Source organism: Acidovorax facilis (assembly GCF_050626955.1).
Classification (GTDB): Bacteria; Pseudomonadota; Gammaproteobacteria; order Burkholderiales; family Burkholderiaceae_C; genus Acidovorax; species Acidovorax facilis.
The window spans coordinates 3,939,817-3,964,434 of the sequence record NZ_CP192460.1 but is presented as its reverse complement, the minus strand read 5'-3'; the positions used below and the strand labels follow the sequence as shown (position 1 = coordinate 3,964,434).

At 66.6% G+C, this 24,618-nt stretch carries 22 protein-coding genes; 8 read left to right on the top strand and 14 right to left on the bottom strand.

Annotated elements, in window-relative coordinates; translation table 11 throughout:
• Positions 1-20 precede the first annotated feature (20 nt).
• On the top strand, positions 21-1,217 hold the full coding sequence (locus ACQ4MJ_RS18135; protein WP_207401914.1) for an MFS transporter: 1,197 nt from the start codon (positions 21-23) through the stop codon (positions 1,215-1,217).
• Between the two features lie 11 nt (positions 1,218-1,228).
• On the opposite strand, the gene ACQ4MJ_RS18130 is transcribed toward ACQ4MJ_RS18135, so the two are convergent.
• The 5 genes from ACQ4MJ_RS18130 to ACQ4MJ_RS18110 form a co-directional block, all read right to left on the bottom strand.
• The gene (locus ACQ4MJ_RS18130; RefSeq protein ID WP_431151744.1) at positions 1,229-2,998 is read right to left on the bottom strand and encodes an FG-GAP repeat protein; all 1,770 of its coding nucleotides are present in this window, start codon (positions 2,996-2,998) and stop codon (positions 1,229-1,231) included.
• 145 nt (positions 2,999-3,143) lie between these two features.
• Positions 3,144-3,884 carry a sulfite exporter TauE/SafE family protein gene (locus ACQ4MJ_RS18125; protein WP_431151745.1) on the bottom strand — a complete coding sequence of 247 codons (741 nt, stop codon included), beginning with the start codon at positions 3,882-3,884 and terminating at the stop codon, positions 3,144-3,146.
• 123 nt (positions 3,885-4,007) lie between these two features.
• On the bottom strand, positions 4,008-5,810 hold the full coding sequence (locus ACQ4MJ_RS18120; protein ID WP_431151746.1) for a hypothetical protein: 1,803 nt from the start codon (positions 5,808-5,810) through the stop codon (positions 4,008-4,010).
• A gap of 187 nt (positions 5,811-5,997) precedes the next feature.
• Positions 5,998-6,459 (bottom strand): rRNA maturation RNase YbeY, encoded by a 462-nt coding sequence (gene ybeY, locus ACQ4MJ_RS18115; RefSeq protein WP_218298932.1) that lies wholly within the window; start codon positions 6,457-6,459, stop codon positions 5,998-6,000.
• Between the two features lie 63 nt (positions 6,460-6,522).
• Entirely contained in the window at positions 6,523-7,479 is a 957-nt protein-coding gene (locus ACQ4MJ_RS18110) for a PhoH family protein (RefSeq protein ID WP_055396485.1), read from the bottom strand.
• A gap of 47 nt (positions 7,480-7,526) precedes the next feature.
• Between ACQ4MJ_RS18110 and ruvA the strand changes: the two genes are divergently transcribed.
• The 6 genes from ruvA to ACQ4MJ_RS18080 all read left to right on the top strand — a co-directional run bounded on the left by ruvA (position 7,527) and on the right by ACQ4MJ_RS18080 (position 14,477).
• A complete protein-coding gene (gene ruvA / locus ACQ4MJ_RS18105) occupies positions 7,527-8,102 on the top strand; it encodes a Holliday junction branch migration protein RuvA (protein ID WP_055396390.1) in 576 nt (191 codons plus the stop codon).
• A 71-nt stretch (positions 8,103-8,173) separates the two neighbouring features.
• The gene (locus tag ACQ4MJ_RS18100) at positions 8,174-10,096 is read left to right on the top strand and encodes a trypsin-like peptidase domain-containing protein (protein ID WP_431151748.1); all 1,923 of its coding nucleotides are present in this window, start codon (positions 8,174-8,176) and stop codon (positions 10,094-10,096) included.
• A 9-nt stretch (positions 10,097-10,105) separates the two neighbouring features.
• A complete protein-coding gene (gene ruvB / locus ACQ4MJ_RS18095) occupies positions 10,106-11,164 on the top strand; it encodes a Holliday junction branch migration DNA helicase RuvB (protein ID WP_055396394.1) in 1,059 nt (352 codons plus the stop codon).
• A gap of 59 nt (positions 11,165-11,223) precedes the next feature.
• Positions 11,224-12,495, top strand: coding sequence for an efflux RND transporter periplasmic adaptor subunit (locus ACQ4MJ_RS18090; protein WP_431151749.1), 1,272 nt, complete (start codon positions 11,224-11,226; stop codon positions 12,493-12,495).
• Between the two features lie 6 nt (positions 12,496-12,501).
• Positions 12,502-13,740, top strand: coding sequence for an ABC transporter permease (locus ACQ4MJ_RS18085; RefSeq protein ID WP_431151750.1), 1,239 nt, complete (start codon positions 12,502-12,504; stop codon positions 13,738-13,740).
• Positions 13,740-14,477 (top strand): ABC transporter ATP-binding protein, encoded by a 738-nt coding sequence (locus ACQ4MJ_RS18080; RefSeq protein WP_055396398.1) that lies wholly within the window; start codon positions 13,740-13,742, stop codon positions 14,475-14,477. The genes ACQ4MJ_RS18085 and ACQ4MJ_RS18080 overlap by 1 nt, the downstream gene beginning before the upstream one ends.
• 106 nt (positions 14,478-14,583) lie before the next feature.
• Here ACQ4MJ_RS18080 and ACQ4MJ_RS18075 read toward each other — a convergent pair whose 3' ends face one another.
• From ACQ4MJ_RS18075 to ACQ4MJ_RS18045, 7 genes are read right to left on the bottom strand one after another with little or no spacing between them, the layout of a single operon-like run.
• Positions 14,584-16,428 (bottom strand): lysoplasmalogenase family protein, encoded by a 1,845-nt coding sequence (locus ACQ4MJ_RS18075; RefSeq protein WP_431151751.1) that lies wholly within the window; start codon positions 16,426-16,428, stop codon positions 14,584-14,586.
• 36 nt (positions 16,429-16,464) lie between these two features.
• Complete coding sequence (locus ACQ4MJ_RS18070) at positions 16,465-17,631, bottom strand: DSD1 family PLP-dependent enzyme (RefSeq protein WP_431151752.1); 1,167 nt, start codon at positions 17,629-17,631, stop codon at positions 16,465-16,467.
• Positions 17,615-18,256, bottom strand: a complete 642-nt coding sequence (locus ACQ4MJ_RS18065; protein ID WP_121507658.1) for a histidine phosphatase family protein — start codon at positions 18,254-18,256, stop codon at positions 17,615-17,617. The genes ACQ4MJ_RS18070 and ACQ4MJ_RS18065 overlap by 17 nt, the downstream gene beginning before the upstream one ends.
• A gap of 51 nt (positions 18,257-18,307) precedes the next feature.
• On the bottom strand, positions 18,308-18,925 hold the full coding sequence (locus ACQ4MJ_RS18060; RefSeq protein WP_431151753.1) for a DUF4136 domain-containing protein: 618 nt from the start codon (positions 18,923-18,925) through the stop codon (positions 18,308-18,310).
• A gap of 55 nt (positions 18,926-18,980) precedes the next feature.
• Positions 18,981-19,961 (bottom strand): tRNA 2-thiocytidine(32) synthetase TtcA, encoded by a 981-nt coding sequence (gene ttcA, locus ACQ4MJ_RS18055; RefSeq protein ID WP_218298927.1) that lies wholly within the window; start codon positions 19,959-19,961, stop codon positions 18,981-18,983.
• A 4-nt stretch (positions 19,962-19,965) separates the two neighbouring features.
• The gene (locus ACQ4MJ_RS18050) at positions 19,966-20,337 is read right to left on the bottom strand and encodes a dihydroneopterin aldolase (protein ID WP_055396414.1); all 372 of its coding nucleotides are present in this window, start codon (positions 20,335-20,337) and stop codon (positions 19,966-19,968) included.
• Positions 20,338-20,363: 26 nt separating this feature from the next.
• Entirely contained in the window at positions 20,364-21,149 is a 786-nt protein-coding gene (locus tag ACQ4MJ_RS18045; protein WP_431151754.1) for an SDR family oxidoreductase, read from the bottom strand.
• 15 nt (positions 21,150-21,164) lie between these two features.
• Between ACQ4MJ_RS18045 and ACQ4MJ_RS18040 the strand changes: the two genes are divergently transcribed.
• Complete coding sequence (locus tag ACQ4MJ_RS18040) at positions 21,165-22,283, top strand: class I SAM-dependent methyltransferase (protein WP_431153051.1); 1,119 nt, start codon at positions 21,165-21,167, stop codon at positions 22,281-22,283.
• A gap of 119 nt (positions 22,284-22,402) precedes the next feature.
• Here the strand turns inward: ACQ4MJ_RS18040 and eutC are convergent, their stop codons facing one another.
• The gene (gene eutC, locus ACQ4MJ_RS18035; RefSeq protein ID WP_431151755.1) at positions 22,403-23,212 is read right to left on the bottom strand and encodes an ethanolamine ammonia-lyase subunit EutC; all 810 of its coding nucleotides are present in this window, start codon (positions 23,210-23,212) and stop codon (positions 22,403-22,405) included.
• Positions 23,209-24,618, bottom strand: a complete 1,410-nt coding sequence (locus ACQ4MJ_RS18030) for an ethanolamine ammonia-lyase subunit EutB (protein WP_431151757.1) — start codon at positions 24,616-24,618, stop codon at positions 23,209-23,211. Before ACQ4MJ_RS18030 ends, eutC begins: the two co-directional genes overlap by 4 nt.

Sequence of the window (24,618 nt, the reverse complement as noted above, 5' to 3'; positions counted from 1 at the left end):
CACGCCGCGCCCTTTGGGTGATGTACCTGTGCCTGTTGTCGGCCTTTGCGCTGAGTCAGGCTTACCGCACCGTGACGAGCATCATCGCCGCAGGGCTGCAGGCGGACTTTGGCATTTCGCCGGACTCGCTGGGCGCGTTTGCCGGCCTGTTTGGCCTGTCGTTTGGCGTGACCCAGCTCCTCATGGGCATCGGCATGGACCTGTACGGCCTGCGCCGCACGGTGCTGGTGGCTTTCCCGTTGGCGGGGCTGGGGGCCGCGGTATCAGCCCTCGCGCCCGGCTATGGCTGGCTGATGGTGGGCCAGCTGCTGATCGGTGTGGGCTGCTCTCCCGCCTTCCTGGCTTGTACCGTCTTCGTTTCGCGCCACTTTCCTGCGCAGCGCTTCGCCTTCTTCTCGGGCGTGGGCATGGGGGTGGGCGGGCTGGGGCTGTTGTTCACCGGCACACCGCTGGCCTGGATGGTGCAGCACGGGGGCTGGCGCGCGGGGTTCGCGGTGCTGGCGGTGTTTTCGCTTCTGTCGTGGCTGCTGATCTTTCTGCGTGTGCACGAGCCCGCACTGGCGCAAGCCGCCCAGGGTCCGCGCGAGTCGTGGGTGCAGGCGGCGGGGCGGTTTGGCAGCTTGCTCAAGGTGCCGCACACCTGGGGCATCCTGATCCTGGGCATGACCTGCTACGCCGCCTTCCTGACCCTGCGCGGCTTGTGGCTGGGGCCCCTGCTGATGGGGCGGTATGGGTTTTCGCTCATCGACAGCGGCAACGTGGCCCTGGTGCTGTCGATGCTCGCGCTGTTCGTGCCCGCCGCGTTTGGCCGCATGGACCCCGGGCCCACACGGCGGCGGCGCTGGATCACCCACTTTTCCCTGCTCATGGGCAGCCTGTTCCTGCTGCTGGCCTTCTGGCATCACGCCACTGCCAACGTGGCGCTGATCTTCCTCATGGGCCTGCTGTCGGGCTACGGCGTGCTGCAGTACGCGGACGTGCGTTCGTCCTACCCCGCTGAAATGACGGGCCGCGCGCTGTCGCTGTACACCATGTCCATGTTCCTGGGCGTGGCGCTGATGCAATCGCTCACGGGGCTGTTGGCCGCGTGGGCGCAGCGCCATGGCCACGAGCCCTACCAGGCGGTCATGGTCAGTATCGCGTGCATGCTGGCAGCGGCCTCGACCGCGTTTCGCTTCTTGCCGCGGTCGCCGTTGCTGGGGCGTGGTGCCGCCTGACTCCGTGGTGCCTACTGGCTCCAGGTGCCGGCGGTGCGGCTGAAGAAGTAAAGCGTAAATGCGGAGGCTTCGCTCCCCACATCCTGCGCCGCAGTGACCACGCTGTTTCCGTCCGCCGACACACCCACCGCCTCTCCGAATCGAATGACGTTGGGCCCGGCTGGGAACATGTGGGCCTGGGCTTGCCATGTGTTCTGGGTTCGTGCATAAACGAAAGCCATGCCCCGCACAGAGCCCACCGCCAGGGTTTCGCCATGGGCGGACAGGGCTGTGCGTCCGCCGAAGTAGCTCATTGGCTCGGTGCCGCCGAAGACCGTGTTCACGGGGGCCTTCACATAGGCCTGCTGGCTCCAGCTGCCGCGGTCCTGGCTGAAGACATAGACGGCTCCAAAGGGCGATTGCGCGTTGTCTGATTGATTGCCACCGACGCCGGTGGCGCTGCTGCGCTCGAAGATGGCGCCGACGGCCAGGGTCGAGCCATCGGCCGACAGGGACACCGACGTACCGAACCCGTCGCCAGCATCCGTGTTGCTGGCCTTGAGGTAAGCCTGCGGCGCCCAGGTGGAGCCGGTGCGGGCATAGGTGTGAACGGCGCCCGCAAAGACCGCCAAGGTGTCGTTCGCATCGCCGTTGACGCCGGTGGACTTGCTGTCGTCACCGGCGGCACCCACAGCCAGCAGGCTGCCGTCGGCGGATAGGGCCACGCTGGCGCCGAAGTTCTGCCCGTCGCAGGGCTGTGTGGCCCAATAAGAAAGGTTGCACCAAGTGTTGTTGCGTGCCGGCGTGTTGCTGGCCTTGACATAGGCCTGCTGGCTCCAGCTGCCGCCAGTGCGGGCGAAGACATACACCGCGCCCGCGGCCAGGCTGTCGGTGTTGGCCTGATCGCCGTTGACGCCCCGGGCGTTGCTGGTCTCTCCGGTAGCGCTGACCGCCAGCGTGTTCCCATCGGCGGACAGCGCCAGCCCCGCTCCGAAGGACGAAGAGTGGCAGTAATCCTGGGCTGCGTTGTTGCAGGCTGGCGCACGCCGATTGCTCGCCTGCAGTCGGGCCTGCGGCTGCCAGGCCACGCCCACGGCGCTGCGCACGAGGATGTGAACGGCGCTGTCGTCAACGGCGGGCGTTGGCCGGGGCAAGGTGGTGGTGCTCACCGGGTCGGGCGCTCCGATCACCAGCGTCTTGAGGTCCGCCGAGACGAGCACCGGAGTGCCAGCGGTGGCGTTGAACGGCGCCAGCACGCTGCTGCCTTGGCGGTCAAAGAGGAAGTGCGCGCGCAGCGCGTCCGGTGCGAGCGTGGTGGCCCGGAAGGAGCAGCTGGTGCCATTGCACTCGCGCAGCCGGTAGGTGGCGTTTACCCGTTGGTGCAGCTGCTTGATTTCAAAGGTGTGCCGTGTGCCGGTGATCGCGGAGCCGGCCTGCGCCTCGGGCAGCGGACCCAGGCCGTCCGGGTCCTCCCAGAGCTCGTAGTGCGTGGCTGGGGCCGAGGGGCTCCAGACGAAGTCGTAGCGCTCCACCCCGTAGCGCAGGCTGAATTCCGCTGTGCCGATGGTGTCGAATGCTCCGTTGGGCGTCCCGGGAACCGGCACGGAGGTAGGTGTAGGGGCAGGCGGTGGTGGTTCGCTGGCGTTGTCTCCACTGCCGCCGCCACAGGCGGAAAGAAGCAGCGACAACATCAGGCTGGTGCTGATGCCTGCCGCGCGCCAGCGTGGCGTGGCAAGGCCACCGAGGCTGCGCAGGGCCGCGTTGGCGGTGACGGAACTGAGCAAAGGTGTGACGTTAGACATGAGATCTCCTCAGTGGGCGGATAACTGCCTGGGCGGATGGATGCATCGTTGAAGGGGCGGTGCGGCGCAAGCCCGTGTTGACGAGCCCCCGCTCGCGCCTCGGTAGAGGCAGCAGCAACCACGTTGCCGCGCGGACGTCCGACTTTTACTGCCGCGCAAAAAAAACCAGCGACATCGCCAGGCCGGTGGCTACGACTCCCAAGCGTAACACCGCCGGGGGCAGCTTGCGGGCCAAGCGTGCCCCTCCGTAGCCCCCTGCGGTGGCGGCCACCATCATCATCAGCGCCTGCGGCCACAGCACCACGCCGCCTGCCGCATAGATGAGCACGGCAATGGCGGTAAGCAGGGCCGACACCCAGTTCTTGAGGCCGTTCATAGCGTTCAGGTTCGTCTGCCCCAGCAGGCCGAACAGCGCCAGCAGAAGGATGCCCAGCCCGCCGTTGAAATAGCCGCCATAGGCAGCCACCGCCAGCACGCCCACCGTGGCCCTGGCGGTGGAGGGTTTGCCGCCCGCCAGCATCCGGCGCAGCTGCGGCCCGAATGCAAACAGCGCCGTGGCCGCCAGCAGCAGCCAGGGAACCACGCGGCGGAAGGTGGCGTCGGGCGTGACCAGCAGCAGCGCGGCCCCGGCTGCGCCCCCGATGAGCGAGAGCACCACCAACAGGCGCATCGACAGCCCCGGCGGCGGGGCCGTGTCTTCGCGGAAACCCCATGCGCCGGCCATGTACCCCGGCAGCAGGGCTACCGTGCCCGTGGCATTGGCCACCACAGGCGGCACGCCAGTGAAGACGAGGGCGGGCAGGGTCAGAAAACTGCCGCCTCCGGCGACGGCGTTGAGGGCGCCGGCAACGAAGGCGGCGGTGAGCAGCAAAGGCGTGTCGAGCATGCTCCGATGGTAGGGGGTGGCGCCGCCACCATTGGCGATGGCGCGGGTGCAACACTTTTGCCTGCCGTGAGCCTCGTCGGGTGTTCAGCCCTGTCGCCAGTGGGGTCCCGGCTGCCGATGCAATCAGTACAGATAGGCGGCGTCGGCTGCGGCGGGTGTTACGCCATCCGTGGCACTGCTGGTGCCCACGGCCAGGGTGCTGGCATCACCGGACAGGGCGACGCTGGCACCGAAGCGTGCAAGTGCGCGCGGCTGGGGGGCCTTGAGGTAGGCCCTGTGCGCCCAGGTGGTGCCGTCACGGCGGTAGACATTGACGGCTCCGGCTGAATATAAGGCCTGGTTGTTGGGGTTGCCATTGATGCCAGAGGCGTTGCTTGCATCGTCGAGGTTGCCCACGGCAAGCATGCGGCCGTCCGCAGAAAGCGACAACATGACACTGTTTGTAAAGAACCCGTCGGCAGCCTTGACCGGCAATGCGGGCTGCTGCGTCCAGGCGTCCCCAGTGCGTGTGAATGTTCGCAGCTGAACGTCAGTACCTCCAGAGCGGTCCAAGACGGCCAGTGTGCTTCCGTCCCTGGACATTGCAAAGGGATTGTGCGAACCCGTCAGCGCACCTGCGGCAGGAACGCGCCACACCTGCGTGGGTGCACTCCAGACACCTCCGAGATGGGTCAGGACCGAGATGTCCTTGTCGGTGTTTGCCGCAAGCACGGTGCCGTCGCTGGACAGGGCTACAACCGCCCCAAAGCGGGCCATTGTCGGGTCGGCGCTGCTGCCTGGCAGGTGCGCCTGCTCGGCCCAGCCGCCGTTGTTGCGGGCAAAGGTGTGAACGGCTCCGACGCCGCCCCCAAAAATGGTTTCACCGGTGAAGGAGAGTCCACTCAACACGGCGGCAGACCCCGGGGTGAAGTTAGCACCTTCTTCGGGCGCTCCTACCGCCAGCAGGTTCCCGTCGGCTGACAGAGCCACGCTGAAGCCAAAGTGTTGGGGGGTGCATGGAAATACAGCCGTGCCAGAGATGTCCAGGCGGCTGCAGGTCTCGACTTTCGCAGGCGTGTTGCGGGACTTGATGTAGGCCTGCTGGCTCCAGGTGCTGCCGTTGTCCATGAAGATATAAGCAGCCCCCGCGCCATACGCGTCGCGGTTGGCCGCATCGCCGTTGATGCCGCGTGCATTGCTTCTTTCCTCTGGTGCACCCACTGCCAGCGTGCGACCGTTGGCCGATAGTGCGAGGCTGGCGCCAAAGGCCATCTTTGCGGCCGGACTGCTGCCTTCCAGCCGCGCCCGCAGACCCCAGGCAGGGGCTGGCATGCCAACGCCTGGCATGCTGCGGCTGAAGATGTACACCGCGCCCGCCCCTGCCAGGCCGTCTGAACTGCCCTCGCGGGGCGACCCGACAGCCAGCGTTAAACCGTCGGCCGAAAGGGCAATTGCGTTCGTGTAGGCGCCAAATCGCTGCGTCGGATCGCCGTCAGGCAGGTCGAAGCGCCCTATGGCCTGGGTGAGGTCGGGTGTTACCGCGCTCGTGAACGGGCCGCAGCCGCTCGTGTCGCAGGCGCGCAGCCGGTAACTCGCGTTCACACGCTCGTGCAGCAGCCCCCCAACCTGTATGGGGAAGCTGGTGACGTTGTTGGCGGCGCCGACGCCGAATAGCGATTCAGGTTGGGGGCCTGCTGCGCCATCAGGGTCCTCGAACAGTTCGTAGCGCATCGCACCCGGGGTGACGGTCCAGCCCAAGTTGTAGGTCTTGGGGCCGTAGCTCGCCACGCTGAAGCCGGAAGGGGCCGGGAGTCCGGCGGGCTCCGATTCGCCACTGCCGCCCCCGCAGGCCGCCAGAACGAGTGGCGCCGCCAGCAGCAAGGCGCGATACAAGCATGGCAGGCCCGAATTCGCCACGGGCGCAGGGTGTCGCTGGAAATTGATCACAGAGAAGACTCCTGAAAAAAGGGGGAAGACAGGCAGGGCGAGCGGCGGGAGTGCCAACAGGTCTGCGAGACGCGCACTGGAGGAGTCAATCGTCGCTTATCAAGACAACGCCGAGCCCCGGCAGATGCGAGCACTTTGTACCAAATGGTAAAAAGTGCGCCGCTGCCCTCGGCAGCAGGGATAGCGTTCAGGAAGTCGCGTACGGGTCGGCAAAGCCCAACTCCTGCAGGATGGCGGTTTCATACTCCTCCATCTCCTCGGCATCTGCCTCGCTGGTCTCGTGATCCCACCCCTGGGCATGCAGCGTGCCATGCACCAGCATGTGGGCGTAGTGTTCTTCTAGGCTTTTGTTCTGCTCTTTGGCCTCGCGCTCAATCACGGGGGCGCACAGCACCAGGTCGGCCGTTACCAAGGGCTCCTGGGTGTAGTCAAAGGTGAGCACGTTGGTGGCGTAGTCCTTCTTGCGGTACTCGCGGTTGAGCTGCTGGCCTTCTTCGGCCCCTACGATGCGTACGGTGATCTCGGCATCGGTGGCCAGCGCGTGGCGAATCCAGCGGGTGACCTTGTGGCGTGGCAGCACGGCGCGGTGGGCGGCAGCTCCGTCGAACGGGCCGAACTGCAGCGACAAGGAGAGTTGGTTTAAAGACATTTTTGCTGTTTTTGGCCGTCAGAGCTTGATGGATAAGCGCTGAAAGCTATCAAAATGATAGTGCTAGTCCCGGCTGCGAGAAGCCGGGGCGCGGCGCGGTGCGTCGTACGCATCCACGATGCGCGCGACCAGCGGGTGGCGCACCACGTCGGCCGTCGTGAAGCGGGTGACGGAGATGCCCTTGACCCGCTTGAGCACCCGCTCGGCATCGATCAGGCCGCTCATGGCCCCCTTGGGCAGGTCGATCTGGCTCACGTCGCCCGTGACCACGGCCTTGGCGCCAAAGCCGATGCGGGTGAGGAACATCTTCATCTGCTCGGGCGTGGTGTTCTGCGCTTCGTCCAGGATCACGAAGGCGTTGTTCAGCGTGCGCCCGCGCATGAATGCGAGCGGGGCGATTTCCAGCGCGTTGCGCTCGAAGGCTTTCATCACCTTGTCGTAGCCCATCAGTTCGTACAGCGCGTCGTACAGCGGGCGCAGGTAGGGGTCCACCTTTTGCGCCAGATCGCCGGGCAGAAAACCCAGGCGCTCGCCCGCCTCGACCGCTGGGCGGGTCAGCACGATGCGCTGCACGGCGCTGCGCTCCAGCGCATCCACGGCGCAGGCCACGGCGAGATAGGTTTTGCCGGTGCCTGCAGGGCCGATGCCAAAGGTGATGTCGTGGCTGGCGATGTTTTCGAGGTACAGGTTCTGTGTGGGCGTGCGGCCGCGCAGGTCGGCCCGGCGGGTGTTGAGCACGATGGCGCCCTCGGGCGCCTCCACCAGGGCGCTGTCTCCGGCCAGCATGAGCTGCAGGTGGTCCTCGGTGATCGGGCGTTCGGCCATCTCGTACAGCGCCTGCAAAAGCTCCATCGCCTGCGTGGCCTTCGCTTTGGGGCCGTCCACCTTGAACTGCTCGTGCCGGTGCGCAATGCTCACCGAGAGGGCCACTTCGATGGTGCGCAGGTGCGCGTCGGCCGGGCCACACAGGTGCGTGAGCCGGGTGTTGTTGTGGGGGGTGAAGGTGTGGCGCAGGATCACGCGGATAATTCCCGTTGGATCGCCGCAGTGCGCGGCAAAGGACATCAATGATAGGCAAATTGACCGGCACCCTGCTGGAGAAGAATCCCCCCGAGGTGCTGTTGGACTGCCATGGCGTGGGCTATGAGGTGAATGTGCCCATGAGCACGTTCTACAACCTGCCCGCTGTGGGCGAAAGGGTGAGCCTGCTGACCCAGTTCATTGTGCGCGAAGACGCGCAGCTGCTGTATGGCTTTGCCACGGCGCCCGAGCGCCAGGCGTTCCGCGAGCTGATCAAGATATCGGGCGTGGGGCCGCGCACTGCGCTGTCCATCCTGAGCGGCATGGGCGTGGCGGATCTGGCCCAGGCCATCACGCTGCAGGAGGCAGGCCGCCTGGTCAAGGTGCCGGGCATTGGCAAGAAGACGGCCGAGCGGCTGTTGCTGGAGCTCAAGGGCAAGCTGGGGGCCGACATGGGCGCTGCCCACGGGCCCGCTGCCAGTGACGCACAGGCCGACATTCTGCAGGCACTGTTGGCTTTGGGCTACAACGACAAAGAGGCTGCGGCAGCCCTCAAGGCCCTGCCACCTGAGGTGGGTGTGAGCGATGGCATCAAACTGGCGCTGAAGGCGTTGGCTAGGTAGTGCACTTGCGGGTTTGTTGCGGCAGTTGTTTTCGTGTTCAATGGCGGTTTTGACCGGAGCGAGGGAAAGAAATGAAAAATGGAATGATGTGGCGGATGGGCGTTGCCTGGGGTGCGGCGCTTGCCTTGTTGGCCGGATGCGGTGGAAGCGGTACCGAGGCCAGCGTGCAAAAGACGGCCTCTGCGCTGATGGTGGATGGCTGGGTGCAGCCCGCCAGCGTGGACCAGGGTGTCTCGAACATCAAATCCCGCAGCGCGCTTGTCACAGCGCCCACGCCTACCCGGGTGAGCCTGGGAGCCCTTGAAGCATCCAAGACGGCATCGCTTGGCGGCGGCATTGGGCCACGCCAGGTGGGTGTGGCGCGCGATGTGGCAGCCACACGTGCTGCGGCGCAGACACTGCAGCAGTTGCAGTGGAAGCCCACCGCCAGTGGCGGCCAGGTAGCAGCGATCAGTTTTTCTGCCGAAGGCGCTTATGGATTGCGTCTGGGCGTAGTGGCCAAAACGCTGCCCCTGGGGTCGGTGCTGCGTGTCTACAGCCAGGCCGACACTGCCACGGTGTTCCAGATTTCCGGCCAGGAAGTGCTGCTGCGCATTGAACGCAATGCGCAGGCGGGCGATACCACCCTGGACGGCCAGACCTGGTGGACGCCTGACATGGGGTCGGACGAGGTCACGCTGGAGCTGGAACTGCCCGCCGGGGCTGATGCCGGCACGGCGGACATCTCAGTGCCGCGTGTCTCGCACATCTTCGAGAACCTGTCGATCCCCGCGGAAGCAGAACTCTCCACCAAGATCAATGAATCGGCTTCGTGCCACCTCGATGCCACCTGCTACGAGGCCTACGCGACCGAGCGCAACGCCGTGGCACGCATGATCTTCACGTCCGGAGGGGGCTCCTTTCTGTGCACCGGCACACTGCTCAATGACAGCCAGTCTTCGGGCACGCCGTATTTCCTGACGGCCAACCACTGCATTTCCAAGCAGGCCGAAGCCTCCTCGCTGCAGACCGACTGGTTCTACCGCGCGCCAACGTGCAACAGCCGTACCCTGTCGAGCGCGACCACCAAGCGCGTCAATGGCGCTGCGCTGCTCTACGCTTCGGGATCCATGGACATGGCCCTCCTGCGACTCAACGACACCCCTCCTGCAGGGGCCGTCTTTGCTGGCTGGGATGCTGGCACCCAGGCCCTGAGCTCATCGGTGGTGGGCCTGCACCATCCACGGGGCGATTTGCTCAAGGTCAGCCTGGGCTCTTTGAACAGTCTGACTTCCTGCGCGGCCACCAGCGGAAACGAGTTCCAGTGCAGCGGCACATCGGGCAACTACTACCGTGTGAACTGGGCCGAAGGCACAACCGAAGGCGGCAGCAGCGGCTCGGCCTTGTTCAAGGGAGGCACACATGTGATCGGTACGCTCTATGGCGGTAGTTCCAGCTGCTCGGCCATCGCGTCCCCCGACTTCTATGGCCGTTTTGACGTGGCGTTCAACGCGGCGCTGAAGAACTGGCTGTCGTCTGCCACGCCACCCACTGGCCCCACGGGACGGGTGCCTGTCTATCGCTTCTACAACATTGCTGGGCTGGAGCATTTCTATACCAGCAACGTCGGTGAGCGGGATCTTCTGATCAAACAGTTTGGATCGAACTTCATCTACGAAGGCACGATCTTCTATGCGTATCCCACTGAGGGGTCCAACCTGTTCCCGGTGTACCGCCTGGTTGATTTGGCGCGCAATATGCACATTTACACGGCAAACCCTGCGGAGCGAGACGGTCTGCGCCAGGCATTCCCGTCCGTGCAGCTTGAAGCCACTGCATGGTGGGGACAGGCTGCTCCGGGCAATGGTGCCGTGCCTGTCTACCGCTTCCGCAACCGCACCGTGGGAACCTATTTCTATACTGCCAGCCCTGCAGAACGCAGCTACCTCAACGCCAACATGAGCCAGCAGTACGTTGAAGAAGGCATCGGGTTCTACGTCTGGCCCGAAAAATAACAGGACTGCATGACGATCCAGACCGACGACTTCGCCCCCGCCCCCGCAAAACGCGTCATTTCGGCCGTGCCCGCATCGCCCCAGGAGGAGGCGATCGAGCGCGCGCTGCGCCCCAAGCTCCTGCAGGAGTACGTGGGCCAGGCGAAGGCGCGCGAGCAGCTGGAGATCTTCATCGGCGCGGCGAGGAAGCGGGGCGAGGCGCTGGACCATGTGCTGCTGTTTGGCCCGCCCGGTCTGGGCAAGACCACGCTCAGTCACATCATTGCGGCTGAGCTGGGGGTCAACCTGCGCCAGACCAGTGGCCCTGTGCTCGAAAAGCCCAAGGACCTGGCGGCGCTGCTGACCAACCTCGAAAAGAACGACGTTCTTTTCATTGACGAGATCCACCGCCTGTCGCCTGTGGTGGAGGAAATTCTCTACCCCGCGCTGGAGGACTACCAGATCGACATCATGATCGGCGAGGGTCCTGCGGCGCGCAGCATCAAGCTCGACCTGCAGCCCTTCACGCTGGTGGGCGCCACCACACGTGCGGGCATGTTGACCAACCCGCTGCGCGACCGCTTTGGCATCGTGGCGCGGCTGGAGTTCTACACAGCCGAAGAGTTGGCGCGCATTGTCAAGCGCAGCGCGGGGCTGCTCAATGCGCCTATGGATGAAGAAGGCGGCTTCGAGATCGCCCGCCGCTCGCGCGGTACGCCGCGCATTGCCAACCGGCTGCTGCGCCGCGTGCGCGACTACGCTGAGGTCAAGGGCGACGGGCGCATCACCAAACCCATTGCCGACAAGGCGCTGGCCATGCTGGATGTGGACCCGCAGGGTTTTGACGTGATGGACCGCAAGCTGCTGGAGGCGGTCATCCACCGCTTTGATGGCGGCCCCGTGGGGCTGGATAATATTGCCGCTAGCATCGGGGAAGAGGCGGGCACCATCGAAGACGTGATCGAGCCCTACCTCATCCAGCAAGGCTTTTTGCAGCGTACGCCGCGTGGGCGCATTGCCACGCTGGCGGCGTTCCGACACCTGGGGGTGGCGCCGCCCAAGGCGGCTGGCGGGCTGTTTTCTGAATGACGCAAGGCACAGCGCATGGCAACCAGGGCAGATCTGTGAATAGGCGCTGGTTTGCTGTTGTGTTGGGCGCTATCGTGCTGGTGGTGGCTGCCTTCACCGGGGTGATGGCGCTGCGTGGTCCGCAGGTCGATGCCCTGTTGGTGCAGTCGGCGCCGCTGGTGCGCACGCTGCAGTTTTCGGCGCGCGTGGCCACGTTGTCGCGGGTGGATGTGGGCAGCACCATCACCGGCCGCGTGGCCGAGGTGCGGGTGGCAGAAGGCGCGCAGGTGCGCCAGGGCGACGTGCTGGTGCAGCTGGAGTCCGACGAGCTCGCGGCGGCGCTGGCGCAGGCCGTGGCGGCCGAGCGCCAGGCGCAGTCCCGCTTGGTGGGCCTGCGCAGTAGCGGCCGCAGCGCTGCACAGGCAGCGCGCGCGCAGGCCAATGCCACCCTGCAAGCGGCCAGCGCCAGTCTGGCGCGGGTGCAGCAGCTGGTGGCCCAGGGGTTCTATAGCGCCGCGCAGCTCGATGAGGCGCGGCGCGCCGTCGATGTGGCCCAGGCGCAGCAGTTGAGCGCGCAGGCGCAGGTCCAGGCCAACGCCGATGCGGGCACCGATGTGGTCCAGGCGCAGGCGCAGCTGGCGCTGGCCCAAGCGGCCACCGTGGCGGCCCAGGCCCGCCTGGCGCAGACCACGCTGGTAGCCCCGGCCGATGCCCGCGTGCTGGTGCGCGACGTCGAGCCCGGGCAGATCGTGCAGCCTGGCAAGGCCTTGCTCAGCCTGGCGCTGGCCGGGCCCACCCAGCTGGTGGCCCAGGTGGACGAACGTTTTCTGGACCAGTTGCTGCCGGGTCAAAAGGCCTCGGTGGTGGCCGATGCCTTTGCGGGCCAGCGTTTTGCAGCACGTGTGCTCACCATCGCACCCTCGGTGGATGCCCAGCGTGGTGCCATCGAGGTGAAGTTTGCGCTGGAGCAGCAGGCCCCCGCCTTTCTGCGCGAGGACATGACCTTATCGGTCGAGGTAGAGACTGCGCGGCGCGAGCGGACCCTGGTACTGCCCCAGGCTGCCCTGCGCGGCCCGGTGGAGGGCGACCAGGCGACGGTGCTGGTGTTGCAGGAGGGGCGCGCCCAGGCCCGCCCCGTGCGGCTGGGGCTGCGCAAACTGGACGCGGTCGAGGTGCTGGACGGCCTGGCCGAAGGCGACACCGTGCTGCGGGGCGGCGCCGTGCAGGCGGGCGACCGCGTACGTGCCCGCACGGTGGAGTGGAGTGCGGGCTCCGCCGCAGCCGGTGCAGCCCAAGGTCAAGCGCAAGGTGCTGACGCCGGTGCTGCCCTCACCAACGCCATGGGCCGCTGAGTCGCCATGTGGGTCTGGCCCGGCTTCGAGTTGCGCGTGGCGCTGCGGTTTCTGCGCGAGGGGCGCATGCAGACCGTGCTCATCATCGTGGGCGTGGCGGCAGGTGTGGCAGTCATTGCCTACATCTCGGCGCTGATCAGCGGCTTGCAGTCGAACACCCTGGCCAAAACACTGGGCGCCCAGGCGCACATCACCCTGCGGGCGCCGGACGACCTGGTCATACCGGCAGCCCCTGCCTTGCCTGGCACCGCTGCGCTGACCGAAACCCAACCGCGTGCCCAGCGCCTGCGGTCCGTGGCCAATTGGCAGGCGCTGGTGCCGCTGCTGGAGCGCTTGCCCGAAGTCGCCGGGGTGTCGCCCATGGTGTCCGGCTCAGGCCTGGCGCTGCGCGGCGAGGCATCGCAGGCCATTGCCCTGATGGGCGTGGACCTGGACCGCTATGACCGCGTGGTGGGGCTGCGCTCCAAGGTGGTCAGTGGCACGGCGCGGTTGTCACCGGGCGAGGCCATCGTGGGGCGCGAGCTGGCCTCCGACCTCGGTGTGCGTGTGGGAGACCGCCTCACGGTGCAGACGGGCGGCGCGGGCGGCACGGTGAGTGATTCGGTGCGCGTCACCGCGCTGGTGGACCTGGGGGTGAAAGACCTGAACCGGCGCACCGTGATCGTGCCGCTGCGCGCGGCGCAAAGCCTGCTGGCGCTGCCGGGTGGTGCCAGCCAGCTCGACCTGACCTTGAAGGACGTGTGGGTGGCACAGACCCTGGCGCGTGCGTTGCAAATGCAGTTCCCCTACAAGATCGAGAGCTGGCAAGAGAGCAATGCCCAGCTGGTGTCAGCACTCAATGCGCAGTCCATCAGCACCTCCATCATCCGGGGCGTGGTGTTGGCGGTGGTGGTGCTGGGTATTGCCAGCGTGCTGGTGGTCTCGGTAGTGCAAAAGGGCCGGGAGATCGGCATCCTGCGCGCCATGGGCGCCACGCGGGGCCAGGTGCTGCGCGTGTTTCTGGTGCAGGGCGCCGTGGTGGGTGCGCTGGGCTCGGTGCTGGGCCTGCTGCTGGCGGTGGGGCTGATCTGGGTGTTCACGCATTTTGTGCGGGGCTCGGATGGCTTGCCGTTGTTTTCGATCGCGCTGCCGCTGGGCATGGCATTGCAGATTGCACTCATTGCTTCGGTGTGTGGTGTGCTGGCGGCGGTGGCGCCTGCGCGGCGGGCAGCGGCGCTGGACCCAGCGCAAGCCATCAGGATGTGATGAACCAACCCGCCGCCCCCGAACTGATCACGCTCGATGCCGTGCGCAAGAGCTACAACCTGGGCCGTCCCAGCGAGGCCGAGGTACTGCACGGCATCGACCTGCAGGTGCGCCGGGGCGAGTTCATCGCGCTGATGGGGCCTTCGGGATCGGGCAAGAGCACGCTGCTCAACATCCTGGGCCTGCTCGAACGCATGACGACGGGCAGCTATCTGCTGGACGGCGAGGCGGTGCAGGGTCTGGACGATGCGGCCCTGACCCTGCGCCGGCGCAGCACCCTGGGCTTTGTCTTTCAGTTCCACCACCTGCTGCCTGCTTTCTCCGCGCTGGAGAACGTGACGCTGCCGGCCCTCATGGCCGAAGGCCGCGTCAGCCCCGCCCACCGCGATCACGCGCGCAGCCTGCTCGACGCCGTGGGCCTGGCCCAGGCCATGGACAAGCGCCCCGCAGAGCTGTCAGGCGGCATGCAGCAGCGCGTGGCCATTGCGCGCGCGCTGGTCATGAACCCGCCGCTGGTGCTGGCCGATGAGCCCACGGGCAACCTGGACACCGCGTCCTCTGCCGAAGTGTTTGCCCTGCTGCGCCGTATCCATGCCGAGCGGGGCACGAGTTTTGTCGTGGTCACGCACGACCCCCGGCTGGCCGCGCGCTGCGACCGGCTGGTGGAGCTGATCGACGGCCGGATTGCCCGCGACGAGGCCATCACTGTGGGCGTGGAGCCTGCGCCCAGTGGGTGAGCTGCAGGCAGGTGATTTGCTATCAAATAAATAGCTATTTGAGCTTGATGCTGAAGCGCTGGCGGCAATTTTGGCTAAAAAACCATCGCACAGAACACACAGGTGCTCAGGAGGAGCGTGAAGCCGTCCCTGGGGCGATGTTCGGAGCCCTGTCCCGAGCCATGTGCGTGCGGCCCTCTTCTCCGGTCACGCCCGTTCGCTGCACTGCGGTGGCAGGCACCGAGGCCTTGCTGGCCAGCCATCCACTGACGATCAGCGCCTGCGCCGCATAGTACGTGGCCAGCACCCAGACCTGCGCCATCGGCAGCGGCATCACAAACCGGTTGGTGGCCAGCAGCGAGTCGCTGAGCATGAAAAACCCGGCGCCGACCGCTACGAGCAGCGACGGCGCATCGCGCAACACCGTCGCCCGGCCGATGGCCTGGGCCGCCATCAGCGCGATCAGCAGCACATAGGCCGCCACCGGCGCGCGCAGTGCAGGTGGCAGGCCACCCGCCCACAGAAAGGCGTACATGGCCACGCCAATGCCCAGTGTGGCGGCCAGCGCACCCCGGTGCGGAAACCACGCCTGCCCGCTTTTGAACAGCGCCACATAGAACAGATGCGCCACCAGAAAACTCACCAGGCCCGGGATGAAGAAGCCCTGGAACATGAGGAACACATCCCCGGCCAGCGATCCGGCCAGCGCGGCCGCGAGGAGAAGCAGGGTCTTTGGGTTAAATTGGCCTCTAGCGCTTGGCGAATAAGCACTGGCAGCTACCAAAACAAGAGCAAAAACCATCGTCAGCGGCTTGAACAGCCAATGCCATTCCATGAACCCCATCGCGCTGGTGGCGGTGGCCAGCGCGCCGCTTTGCAGCATCAGCGCCATCAGCGCGGTGATACGTCCCTGCATCACTGCGCCCAGCGACCATTGCACCGTCAGCAGCACCGCAAACCAGATGGCGTTGCGCGCCAGCGGCGCCGCATCGGCCTGCCAGAGAAAAGCCGCCACGCCCGCCAGCAGCAGCGCGAACTGCACCAGCGCAAACCACTGCGCGGCGCGCGACATCGGCGGGTGGTACAGCTGCATCTGTGCCATGCTGAAGGTGGGCTTGGGAAAGCGCTCTGCCACATCGGCAGGCCGCCAGCCCGGAGGCTTGACCCAGACCTTGAGCTTGTCGAGCCAGCTGCGCGCATGCCAGCTGTCATGTGCCAGCCCTGCGTACACCTGCGCGTTGGCCCAGAGCGGGTCCCAGCTGTTCAGCAGGCCGCGCGTGCCGTACACACACTTCTCCTGGTCGTCTTCGTCCTTGAAGGTGCCAAAGACCCGGTCCCACAGGATCAGGATGCCGCCATAGTTCTTGTCCAGATAAGCGTCGTTCACCGCGTGGTGCACCCGGTGGTTGCTGGGGCTGCAAAACCAGCGGTCAAACCAGCCGAGCTTGCCCACCTGCTCGGTGTGCACCCAGAACTGGTAAAGCAGATCGATGAGCGCCACCACGCCAAACACCAGCGGCGGCACGCCCGCCAGTGCCATGGGCACATAAAAGATCCAGCCCAGCAGCGCGCCCGAGCTGGTCTGGCGCAGCGCGGTGGAGAGGTTGTAATCCTGGCTCTGGTGGTGCACCGCGTGCGCGGCCCACAACACGGCCGATTCATGCCCCATGCGGTGCAGCCAGTAGTAGCACAGGTCGTAGAACACCAGTGCCAGCAGCCAGCCGGGCAGGCTGGTCCAGAATGCATCGTTGCGCCACAGCGCCACGTGCTCGAACAGGGCCGTGTAGATGCCGATGCGCAGCAGCCGGGTGAACACTGCGCTGGTCTGGCTCAGCATGCCCAGACTGATGCTGCTGACGGCATCGGCCAGGCGGTAGGTGTTGCGCTGCCTTCTGTAGCCCACCGCCAGTTCGATGGCGATCAGCAAAAAGAAGACGGGGGTCGCAAGGACAATGATCTGGCTGGGGCTCATGGGGGACACCAAAATGTCCGCCGATTCTTGCCGCAATCAGGTCAGCGCGCCTCTGGCATCAACCCTGATGATGCGCTCCACAGTACCCGTCGCCAAACCGCCGCGCACGCCGATCAAAAAGTCGTGCAGGTTCACCGTCGGGTCGCAGTGGCCCGGGATGAGCCAGAGCATATGGCCCAGGCTGGGCAGGCGGGCGTCGGGCGCGTCGGCATACAGCAGGCCGTGTTCATCACCACCGTTGGCGTAACGCAGGGTGCGGTCGGCCGGCAGCAGGGCCACGGTGGGCAGACCAGAGTCGATGGCGTGGCTCTTGTGGCCTGCGTCGCACACGGCGTGGGTGTCGCGCACCGAAACCACCTGGGTCTTGACGTACAGCGCGTGTTCAAACGCGGGTTGTGCCGGTTCACGCTCGTTGCGGGCGTAGTCGGCATCCATGAACAGGAAAGAGCCCGCCTGCAGCTCGCCAAACACGCCGCTGGCAGCCTCGTGCACCAGGGTGCCGGTGCCTGATCCGGTGACCAGCGGCACGGGCAGCCCGGCGGCTTCGATGAGCTGGCGAGTGTGGTCGGCAGCGCGCACCACGGCGGCGATGGTCTCGCGCCGGCCCACGCTGCTGGCCAGGTGCTGGGCGCGGCCGTGGTAGGCCTGCAGGCCCGCAAACCGCAGGCGGGGGCTGCGTGACACGGCCAGCGCGAGAGGCACGGCGGCCTCGCCCGGCGGCACGCCGCAGCGGCCCTGGCCCACGTCGATCTCCACCAGCACGTCGATGCCCGCATCGCTGCCGGATTGCGCCATGGCTTCGGCCAGGCGCTCAATGCCGTCGATGTGGTCCACGGCCACGCCCAGGCGCCCGCCGCGTGCCGCCAGCTGGGCGGCCAGCCGCGCCACGCGGTGCAGCTTGGGCATGGCGATGACCTGGTTGGTGATGGTGATGTCATCGACCCCACCGGCGGCCAGCGCCTCCGCCTCGGCCACCTTCTGCACACACACGCCCTGGGCGCCCGCGCGTTGCTGCAGCAGCGCGATTTCTGCACTCTTGTGCAGCTTGGCGTGGGGGCGCCAGCGCACCTGGTGCTTGCGCGCAAAGTCGGCCATGCGCTGGATGTTGCGGTCCATGGCGTCCAGGTCCACCACCAGGGCGGGGGTGTCGATAGCGTCCACCCGCTGGCCGATGGTGGATTGCAATTCAGGCGTGGTTTTCATCGCGCAGGACGATCTGGTCAAGGTGTTGGGTGTCTGCCCAGCCGACGAGGGTGAGGCCGTCGGGCGTCCACAGCAGGCGGTTGATGGCGGCGTTGGACAGTTGCCAGGTGCGCGGCGCCTGGATGTCCTGGCGCGTGGCCAGGCGGTACAACACATCGAGCACGCCGCCGTGCGCCACCATCACCACCTGCTCGCCCACATGCTGCTGCGCCAGGACGGTCACGGTGTGTTCGATGCGCTCGCGCAGCGCGACGAGCGACTCGCCACCTTCGGGGGTGTAGTGCGGATCGCGCTTGCGCCAGCGCAGCGCGTCTTCGGGCAGCTCAGCCTCGATCTCGGCAAACGTGCGGCCCTGAAAGTGGCCAAAACTACGTTCGCGCAGGCCGGGATCGGCCACCAAAGGCGCGCCCGTGGTGCGGGCCACGGCCTGGGCCGTGGCGTGCGCGCGCTGCAGGTCGCTGGTGTAGATGGCGGCAATCGGTTCGCCCACCAGTGCCTGCGCGACCTGATCGGCCTGCCACAGCCCGGTGTTGTTGAGCGGAATGTCCAGGTGGCCCTGGATGCGGGTGTCCACGTTCCAGGCGGTTTCACCGTGGCGGATGGCAATGATGCGGGTGGCGTGCATGTCAGTTTTCGATGGCGTTGGATGTAGCTCGCAGCCGCTCAGGGGAATGTTTCATTTTTGCGCCAGGGGCAGGCGCACCTGTCGAGGGCCCTGGGGTGGCTTTGGAAAGCCATCGAGTGCGGCGTCAAACAGCACGCCATAGACGGCCGGGTCGCTCACCCACACATCTTCGTGCACGGCCGAGGTTTCGTACACCACCGCCTGGGTGTTGGCATCGCGCATCACGATGCTGACAGCGCGGCGGTGCAGGGGCGTGGGCTCGCCAAAGCGCCACATGCCATGCACGCCCCAGCCTCGGCCATACCAGCCACCCACGCCCCAAGGGCCGGGGCCATACGCACCGTAGGGCCCGTAGGGGCTGAAAGGATCGTTGCGCGGCACCGTGTCAGCCTGCACGCCCAGTTGCACCCGCAGGCGGGGCGCGGCATCGTCGCGTTGCAGGCCGGCGCGTGCCAGGGACTGTTCTGCCAGTGCGGCGATGGCGTCAAACGATGGGGTTTGCTGCGAAGGCAGGCGTTCGATGCGGTAGGTGGCAGGTGCAGGCGCGGCCGCCAGGGTTGAGAAGCTCTGTACTTGCCCGTCGACCACGCGGGTGGTGCTGCAGCCCGCGAGCAAGGCGGTTGCCAAGCCCAGTATAAGAAGGGGAATCCATCGGCGTTGCGTTGTCATGGTCAGACGCTCCAGAAAAAGAAGTCTCCATGAGAGTGCCCCAGCTTGCCAGGGTTCACGACAGTTGCACCACCTGCACGCCGGGCAGCGTGGGCGAGGGCGCTACAAACTCTTCCTTGTCAAACGCCTTGTCGCCGTCTTCGCTGGCGATGCCCGTGGCCTTCGCGTTCTTGAAGTCGTACAGGCTGCCGTCCAGCAGGTGCGACGGCACCACGTTCTGCAAGGCGTTGAACATGTTCTCCACGCGGCCGGGGAAGCGCTTTTCCCATTCGCGCAGCATCTCGCCCACCTGCTTGCGCTGAAGGTTCTCCTGGCTGCCGCACAGGTTGCACGGGATGATGGGGAAGTTGCGGTGCGCAGCCCAGCGGGTGGTGTCCTTCTCGGCCACGTAGGCCAGCGGGCGGATGACCACATGCTTGCCGTCGTCGCTGACCAGCTTGGGGGGCATGCTCTTCATCTTGCCGCCAAAGAACATGTTGAGCAGCAGCGTCTGCAGGATGTCGTCGCGGTGGTGCCCCAGGGCGATCTTGGTGCAGCCCAGTTCATCGGCCACGCGGTACAGAATGCCCCGGCGCAGGCGGCTGCACAGGCTGCAGGTGGTCTTGCCCTCCGGGATCAGCTTCTTGACGATGCTGTAGGTGTCTTCGTTCTCGATGTGGAAGGGCACGCCGGTGCTGGCCAGGTACTCGGGCAGCACATGCTCGGGAAACCCCGGCTGCTTCTGGTCCAGGTTCACGGCCACCAGGTCAAAGTGGATGGGCGCGCGGGCCTTGAGCTTGAGCAGGATGTCGAGCAGCGCATAGCTGTCCTTGCCGCCGGACATGCACACCATCACCTTGTCGCCTTCTTCGATCATGTTGAAGTCGACGATGGCCTTGCCGACCTCGCGGCACAGGCGCTTTTCCAGCTTGTGGGTTTCGCGCTCGATCTTCATGCGGGCGGCGCCGCTGGTGGCTTCGGTGCTTTCCTCCGTCCAGCCAGTGGATTGGGCGGAGCCGGGGTTGGATGTGGGGGCTTCGTTCAATACTGCGCTCATGGGGTCACCACTGTCCTGTCTCGACGCGAATGGCCACTTCGCAGTCGTCAAAAATTTCGAGTTTGGCAATCTTCACCCGCACGCCCAGCACGCCGGGCAGTTGCATCAGGCGGTTGGCCAGCTTGCCGATCAGGCTCTCCAGCAGGTTCACATGCTCGGCCGTGCACTCGTCGATGATGATCTGGCGCACACGGCGGTAGTCCAGCACATGGCCGATGTCGTCGTCGCGCGGGGCCAGCGGCTGCACGCCCAGGCTCAGTTCGGCATCGACCTGGATGGGCTGGGGGTCGGTCTTTTCGTGGTCGAGGATGCCCAGGTTGGCGTCAAAGCGCAAACCGGTGAGCGTGAGGATCTGGGTGCCTGCAGCGGTGGTCATGAATAGGTTCTGGAGTGAGCGGGCGCTCACATCAAAGAGAAATCGCGGTCAAACTTCATCAGATGCTGGCCACCGTCGACCAGCAGCGTGGTGCCGGTCATCGACCGGTTCTCCAGCGCAAACTTCACCGCACTCGCCACGTCCTCGGCGGTGGACGAGCGGCCCAGGGGGCTGAGGGAGTGCAACTGGGCAAACTTTTCGTCGCTGAGCATGTGGCTGGTCAGCGTGAGGCCCGGTGCCACGCCCACCACGCGCACGCGCGGCGCCAGGGCGATGGCCAGCATGGTGCCCGCAGCTTCGAGTGCAGCCTTGGAGAGCGTGTAGCTCACAAAATCGGGGTTCTGATTCCAGAGCTTCTGGTCCAGCAGATTGACCACGACGCCCTGCGCGTCGGCCTCGCCCTGGGCCGCGCGGTCGGCCACGTGCTGGTGCAGCGCCTGGGCCAGCAGCACGGGGGCGGCGGTGTTGCTGCGCAGGTGCTTTTCGAGCGCGGCAAAACCAAAGGTGGCGGCATTGTCATGCTCGAACAACGAGGCGCTGTTGACCACCGCATCGACACGGCCAAAGTGCGCCACCACGCGGGGCAACAAGCCGCGCACGGCGGCCTCATCCTCAAAATCAGCATCAAAATGGGCGCTAGCGCTTGTCAGTTGTACGCAAGCAGCTACGGTATCGATAGCATTCTGCTGCGATGAGCGATAGTGCACCGCCACCTGCCAGCCACCCGCCGCCAGGGCCAGCGCAATGCTGCGGCCCAGGCGCTTGGCGGCGCCTGTGACCAGAACGGTGCGTGGGTGGGAGGGAGTAAGCATGTGGGCTGGGAGACAATGCGGGCCGTGACCCAAAGACCCGACAGTTTAACGACCGCCCTGCACCAGCACATCACCCAGGCCATTGCCGCCGAGGGCGGATGGCTGGGTTTTGACCGCTTCATGGCCTTGGCCTTGTACACGCCCGGCCTGGGCTACTACGCCAACGATTCCACCAAGTTCGGCGCCATGCCCGAGTCCGGCAGCGACTTTGTGACCGCGCCCGAGATGACCCCACTGTTCGGCCAGACGCTGGCCGTGCAGGTCGGTGAGGCCCTGGCGCACACCGCCACCGACGAGGTGTGGGAGTTTGGCGCGGGCTCCGGCGCGCTGGCGCTGCAACTGTTGGAAACGCTGGGCGATCAGGTGCAGCGCTACACCATCGTCGACCTGTCGGGCAGCCTGCGCGCGCGCCAGCAGGCCAAGCTGGTGGCGCACGCCCACAAGCTGCGCTGGGTGGATGCCTTGCCCGAGAAATTCAGCGGCGTGGTGGTGGGCAACGAGGTGCTCGATGCCATGCCCGTGCAGCTGCTCGCCCGCCACGGCGGCCAGCAGGGCGGTGTGTGGCACGAACGCGGCGTGGTGGTGGCCGAAGACGGCCACTTTGCCTGGGCCGACCGCCCCACCGACCTGCGCCCGCCCATCGACATCGAAGGCCCGCAGGATTACCTGACCGAGATCCACGCCCAGGGCGAAGGCTTCATGCGCATGCTGGCCGACCGGCTCACGCGCGGTGCAGCCTTCTTGCTGGACTATGGATTTGGCGAAGACGAGTACTACCACCCCCAGCGCCACATGGGCACCGTGATGTGCCACCAGGGCCACCTGGCCGATGGCGACCCGCTGGTGGCGGTGGGGCTCAAGGACATCACCGCCCACGTCAACTTCACCGCCATGGCGCTGGCCGCGCAGGAGGCGGGCCTGAACGTGCTGGGCTACACCACGCAGGCGCATTTCCTCATCAACTGTGGGTTGCTCCCCAAAATGGAGCAACAACCGCAAGCCCAGCGGGCGACAGCGGCCAAATTGATCATGGAACACGAGATGGGCGAGCTGTTCAAGGTGCTGGCCGTGGGCGCGGGCGAGCCCTGGGAGCCGCTGGGGTTCAGCCACGGCGACCGTTCGCACCGGCTGTAGGCGGCGCTGGTGGCCTTGCCGTCTTGCTCTAGAGCAGAGATGGGAAGGCGTTGCAGCGCGGGATCAGAGGCTCGCGGTCGGTTTGGGGCAGCTTTGCGCGGTGTGCCTTGGGGGGGGGCTCAACCCAGCTGCGCTGCGTCGCCGCCCTGGTAAGCCGTTAGCGTCACCGCATCGCTGCGGTCCTTCAGCCCCACCCCCGTCAGCCCCAGTTGCCGCGCCTCCTGGCACAGCCACCACAGGCGTGCAGCGGCGGCGGCGGGGGGCAGACCCTCGGACCGCACGTTGGAGATGCAGTTGCGCTGCGCATCGTTGCGCCCCACCTGCGGGTGCCAGGTCAGGTAGATGCCCAGGCTGTCGGGCGAGCTGAGGCCCGGCCGCTCGCCGATCAGCACCGCCGCCAGGCGCGCGCCCAGCAGTGCGCCCACCTCGTCACCCAGCGCCACGCGGGCCTGCTGGGCAATGACCACGGGGCCCAGCTGCCAGCCGGCGGGCGCCTGTTGGCGAATCGCGTCGATGAGCGGTGGCGCCTGCCGCGCCACAGCCAGGGACGAGAGGCCGTCGGCCACGACCAGCAGCAGGTCGATGGGAGTGGTTCCGTTTGCAGAGGACTCCCGCAGCGCCTGCGCATCGGCGTCGCTCAGCCGCCGGCCCAGGTCGGGGCGCAGCAGGTAGGTGGCACGGTCGGGGGCGGCGCTGTGCACGGGGAGCGTTGCGCAGCCCTGGGCCTGCAGCTGGGTGGCCAGCGCTTCGGCGTCCAGCGGGATGTGCACGGCATCGCGCGCCTGCGCATGGGCCAGGCCAAAACGCAGCAGCTCGGCCGTGGGCAGGGCTGCGCCCGCACGCCCCAGGGCCAGGCGCGCCTGGGTGTGGGCGCGCAGGTCCTCCCAGGGGTCGGGAGGGATGCCGTGTGGCGCTGGTTCGTGTGTCATGCGCCCAGCCTCCATTGCCGCATCTGTGCCAGCGCCGGGTGTTGATCGTGGGCAGGCAGCAGGCGTCCGCCTGCATCGGTGATGTGCATGCGCTGCAGCCAGGCGCCAAACTCGGGTGCGCACTGCAGGCCCAGCACCTCGCGCAGGTAGAGCGCGTCGTGGAACGAAGTACTCTGGTAGTTGAGCATGATGTCGTCCGCCCCCGGCACGCCCATGATGAAAGTCAGGCCCGCCGTGCCCAGCAGCGTCATCAGCGTGTCCATGTCGTCCGAGTCGGCCTCGGCGTGGTTGGTGTAGCACACGTCGCAGCCCAGCGGCACGCCCAGCAGCTTGCCGCAGAAGTGGTCTTCCAGGCCCGCGCGGATGATCTGCTTGCCGTCGTACAGGTACTCGGGGCCGATGAAGCCGACCACCGTGTTGGTGAGCAGCGGCGCAAACGCGCGGGCCACGCCATAGGCCCGCGCCTCGCAGGTCTGTTGGTCCACGCCGTGGTGCGCGTTGGCCGACAGGGCACTGCCCTGGCCGGTTTCAAAGTACATCACGTTGTCGCCCACTCCATCGCCAAAGTTTTTTCCGCGCCGCAGGGACAGTGCAGCCTCGCGCGCTTCTTGGAGCAGCGCCAGCGAAATGCCAAAGCTCGCGTTGGCCGCCTCGGTGCCCGCAATCGACTGGAAGACCAGGTCCACCGGCGCGCCTTGCTCCACCATCTGGATGGTGTTGGTCACATGCGTGAGCACACACGACTGGGTGGGGATCTGCAGCCGCTCGATCACATCGCCCAGCATGTGCACCAGCCCGGTGAGCGCTGCGATGCTGTCGGTGGCGGGGTTCACGCCAATCACCGCGTCGCCCGCGCCATACAGCAGGCCGTCGATCATCGACGCCGCAATGCCGCGCAGGTCGTCCGTAGGGTGGTTGGGCTGCAGCCGCACGGCCAGGTGGCCCGGCAGGCCGATGGTGTTGCGAAACCGCGTGACCACGCGGCACTTGCGCGCCACGGCGATCAAGTCCTGGTTGCGCATGAGCTTGCTCACGGCCGCCGCCATCTCGGGCATGATGCCGGGTGCCACGGCGGCGAGCATGGCGCTGTCGGTGCCGTGGGCCAGCAGCCAGTTGCGGAAGTCGCCCACGGTGAGGTGGGCGAGGGGTGCGAACGCGGCGGCGTTGTGGGTGTCGAGGATGAGGCGCGTGACCTCGTCGCTTTCGTAGGGGATGAGCGCCTCGCTCAGAAAGCGCGTCAGGGGGATGTCGGCCAGGCACAGGCGCGCGGCCATGCGCTCCACGGCCGACGCGGCAGCCAAACCTGCCAGCGCGTCGCCCGAGCGCAGCGGCGTGGCCTTGGCCATCACCTCCCGCAAGTCGCTGAACTGCCAGCGCTCGCCGCCAATGGTGTGCTGGTAGGCCAT

Coding starts and splice junctions, on each gene's coding strand:
- ACQ4MJ_RS18100 (WP_431151748.1), top strand. CDS start 8,174: ATGAAAAATGGAATGATGTGGCGGATGGGCGTTGCCTGGGGTGCGGCG.
- ruvB (WP_055396394.1), top strand. CDS start 10,106: ATGACGATCCAGACCGACGACTTCGCCCCCGCCCCCGCAAAACGCGTC.
- ttcA (WP_218298927.1), bottom strand. CDS start 19,961: ATGAGCGCAGTATTGAACGAAGCCCCCACATCCAACCCCGGCTCCGCC.
- ACQ4MJ_RS18065 (WP_121507658.1), bottom strand. CDS start 18,256: ATGCACGCCACCCGCATCATTGCCATCCGCCACGGTGAAACCGCCTGG.
- eutC (WP_431151755.1), bottom strand. CDS start 23,212: ATGACACACGAACCAGCGCCACACGGCATCCCTCCCGACCCCTGGGAG.
- ACQ4MJ_RS18125 (WP_431151745.1), bottom strand. CDS start 3,884: ATGCTCGACACGCCTTTGCTGCTCACCGCCGCCTTCGTTGCCGGCGCC.
- ACQ4MJ_RS18075 (WP_431151751.1), bottom strand. CDS start 16,428: ATGAGCCCCAGCCAGATCATTGTCCTTGCGACCCCCGTCTTCTTTTTG.
- ACQ4MJ_RS18045 (WP_431151754.1), bottom strand. CDS start 21,149: ATGCTTACTCCCTCCCACCCACGCACCGTTCTGGTCACAGGCGCCGCC.
- ACQ4MJ_RS18070 (WP_431151752.1), bottom strand. CDS start 17,631: ATGAAAACCACGCCTGAATTGCAATCCACCATCGGCCAGCGGGTGGAC.
- ybeY (WP_218298932.1), bottom strand. CDS start 6,459: ATGTCTTTAAACCAACTCTCCTTGTCGCTGCAGTTCGGCCCGTTCGAC.
- ACQ4MJ_RS18080 (WP_055396398.1), top strand. CDS start 13,740: ATGAACCAACCCGCCGCCCCCGAACTGATCACGCTCGATGCCGTGCGC.
- ACQ4MJ_RS18130 (WP_431151744.1), bottom strand. CDS start 2,998: ATGTCTAACGTCACACCTTTGCTCAGTTCCGTCACCGCCAACGCGGCC.
- ACQ4MJ_RS18085 (WP_431151750.1), top strand. CDS start 12,502: ATGTGGGTCTGGCCCGGCTTCGAGTTGCGCGTGGCGCTGCGGTTTCTG.
- ACQ4MJ_RS18135 (WP_207401914.1), top strand. CDS start 21: ATGTACCTGTGCCTGTTGTCGGCCTTTGCGCTGAGTCAGGCTTACCGC.
- ACQ4MJ_RS18060 (WP_431151753.1), bottom strand. CDS start 18,925: ATGACAACGCAACGCCGATGGATTCCCCTTCTTATACTGGGCTTGGCA.
- ruvA (WP_055396390.1), top strand. CDS start 7,527: ATGATAGGCAAATTGACCGGCACCCTGCTGGAGAAGAATCCCCCCGAG.
- ACQ4MJ_RS18030 (WP_431151757.1), bottom strand. CDS start 24,618: ATGGCCTACCAGCACACCATTGGCGGCGAGCGCTGGCAGTTCAGCGAC.
- ACQ4MJ_RS18050 (WP_055396414.1), bottom strand. CDS start 20,337: ATGACCACCGCTGCAGGCACCCAGATCCTCACGCTCACCGGTTTGCGC.
- ACQ4MJ_RS18040 (WP_431153051.1), top strand. CDS start 21,165: ATGCGGGCCGTGACCCAAAGACCCGACAGTTTAACGACCGCCCTGCAC.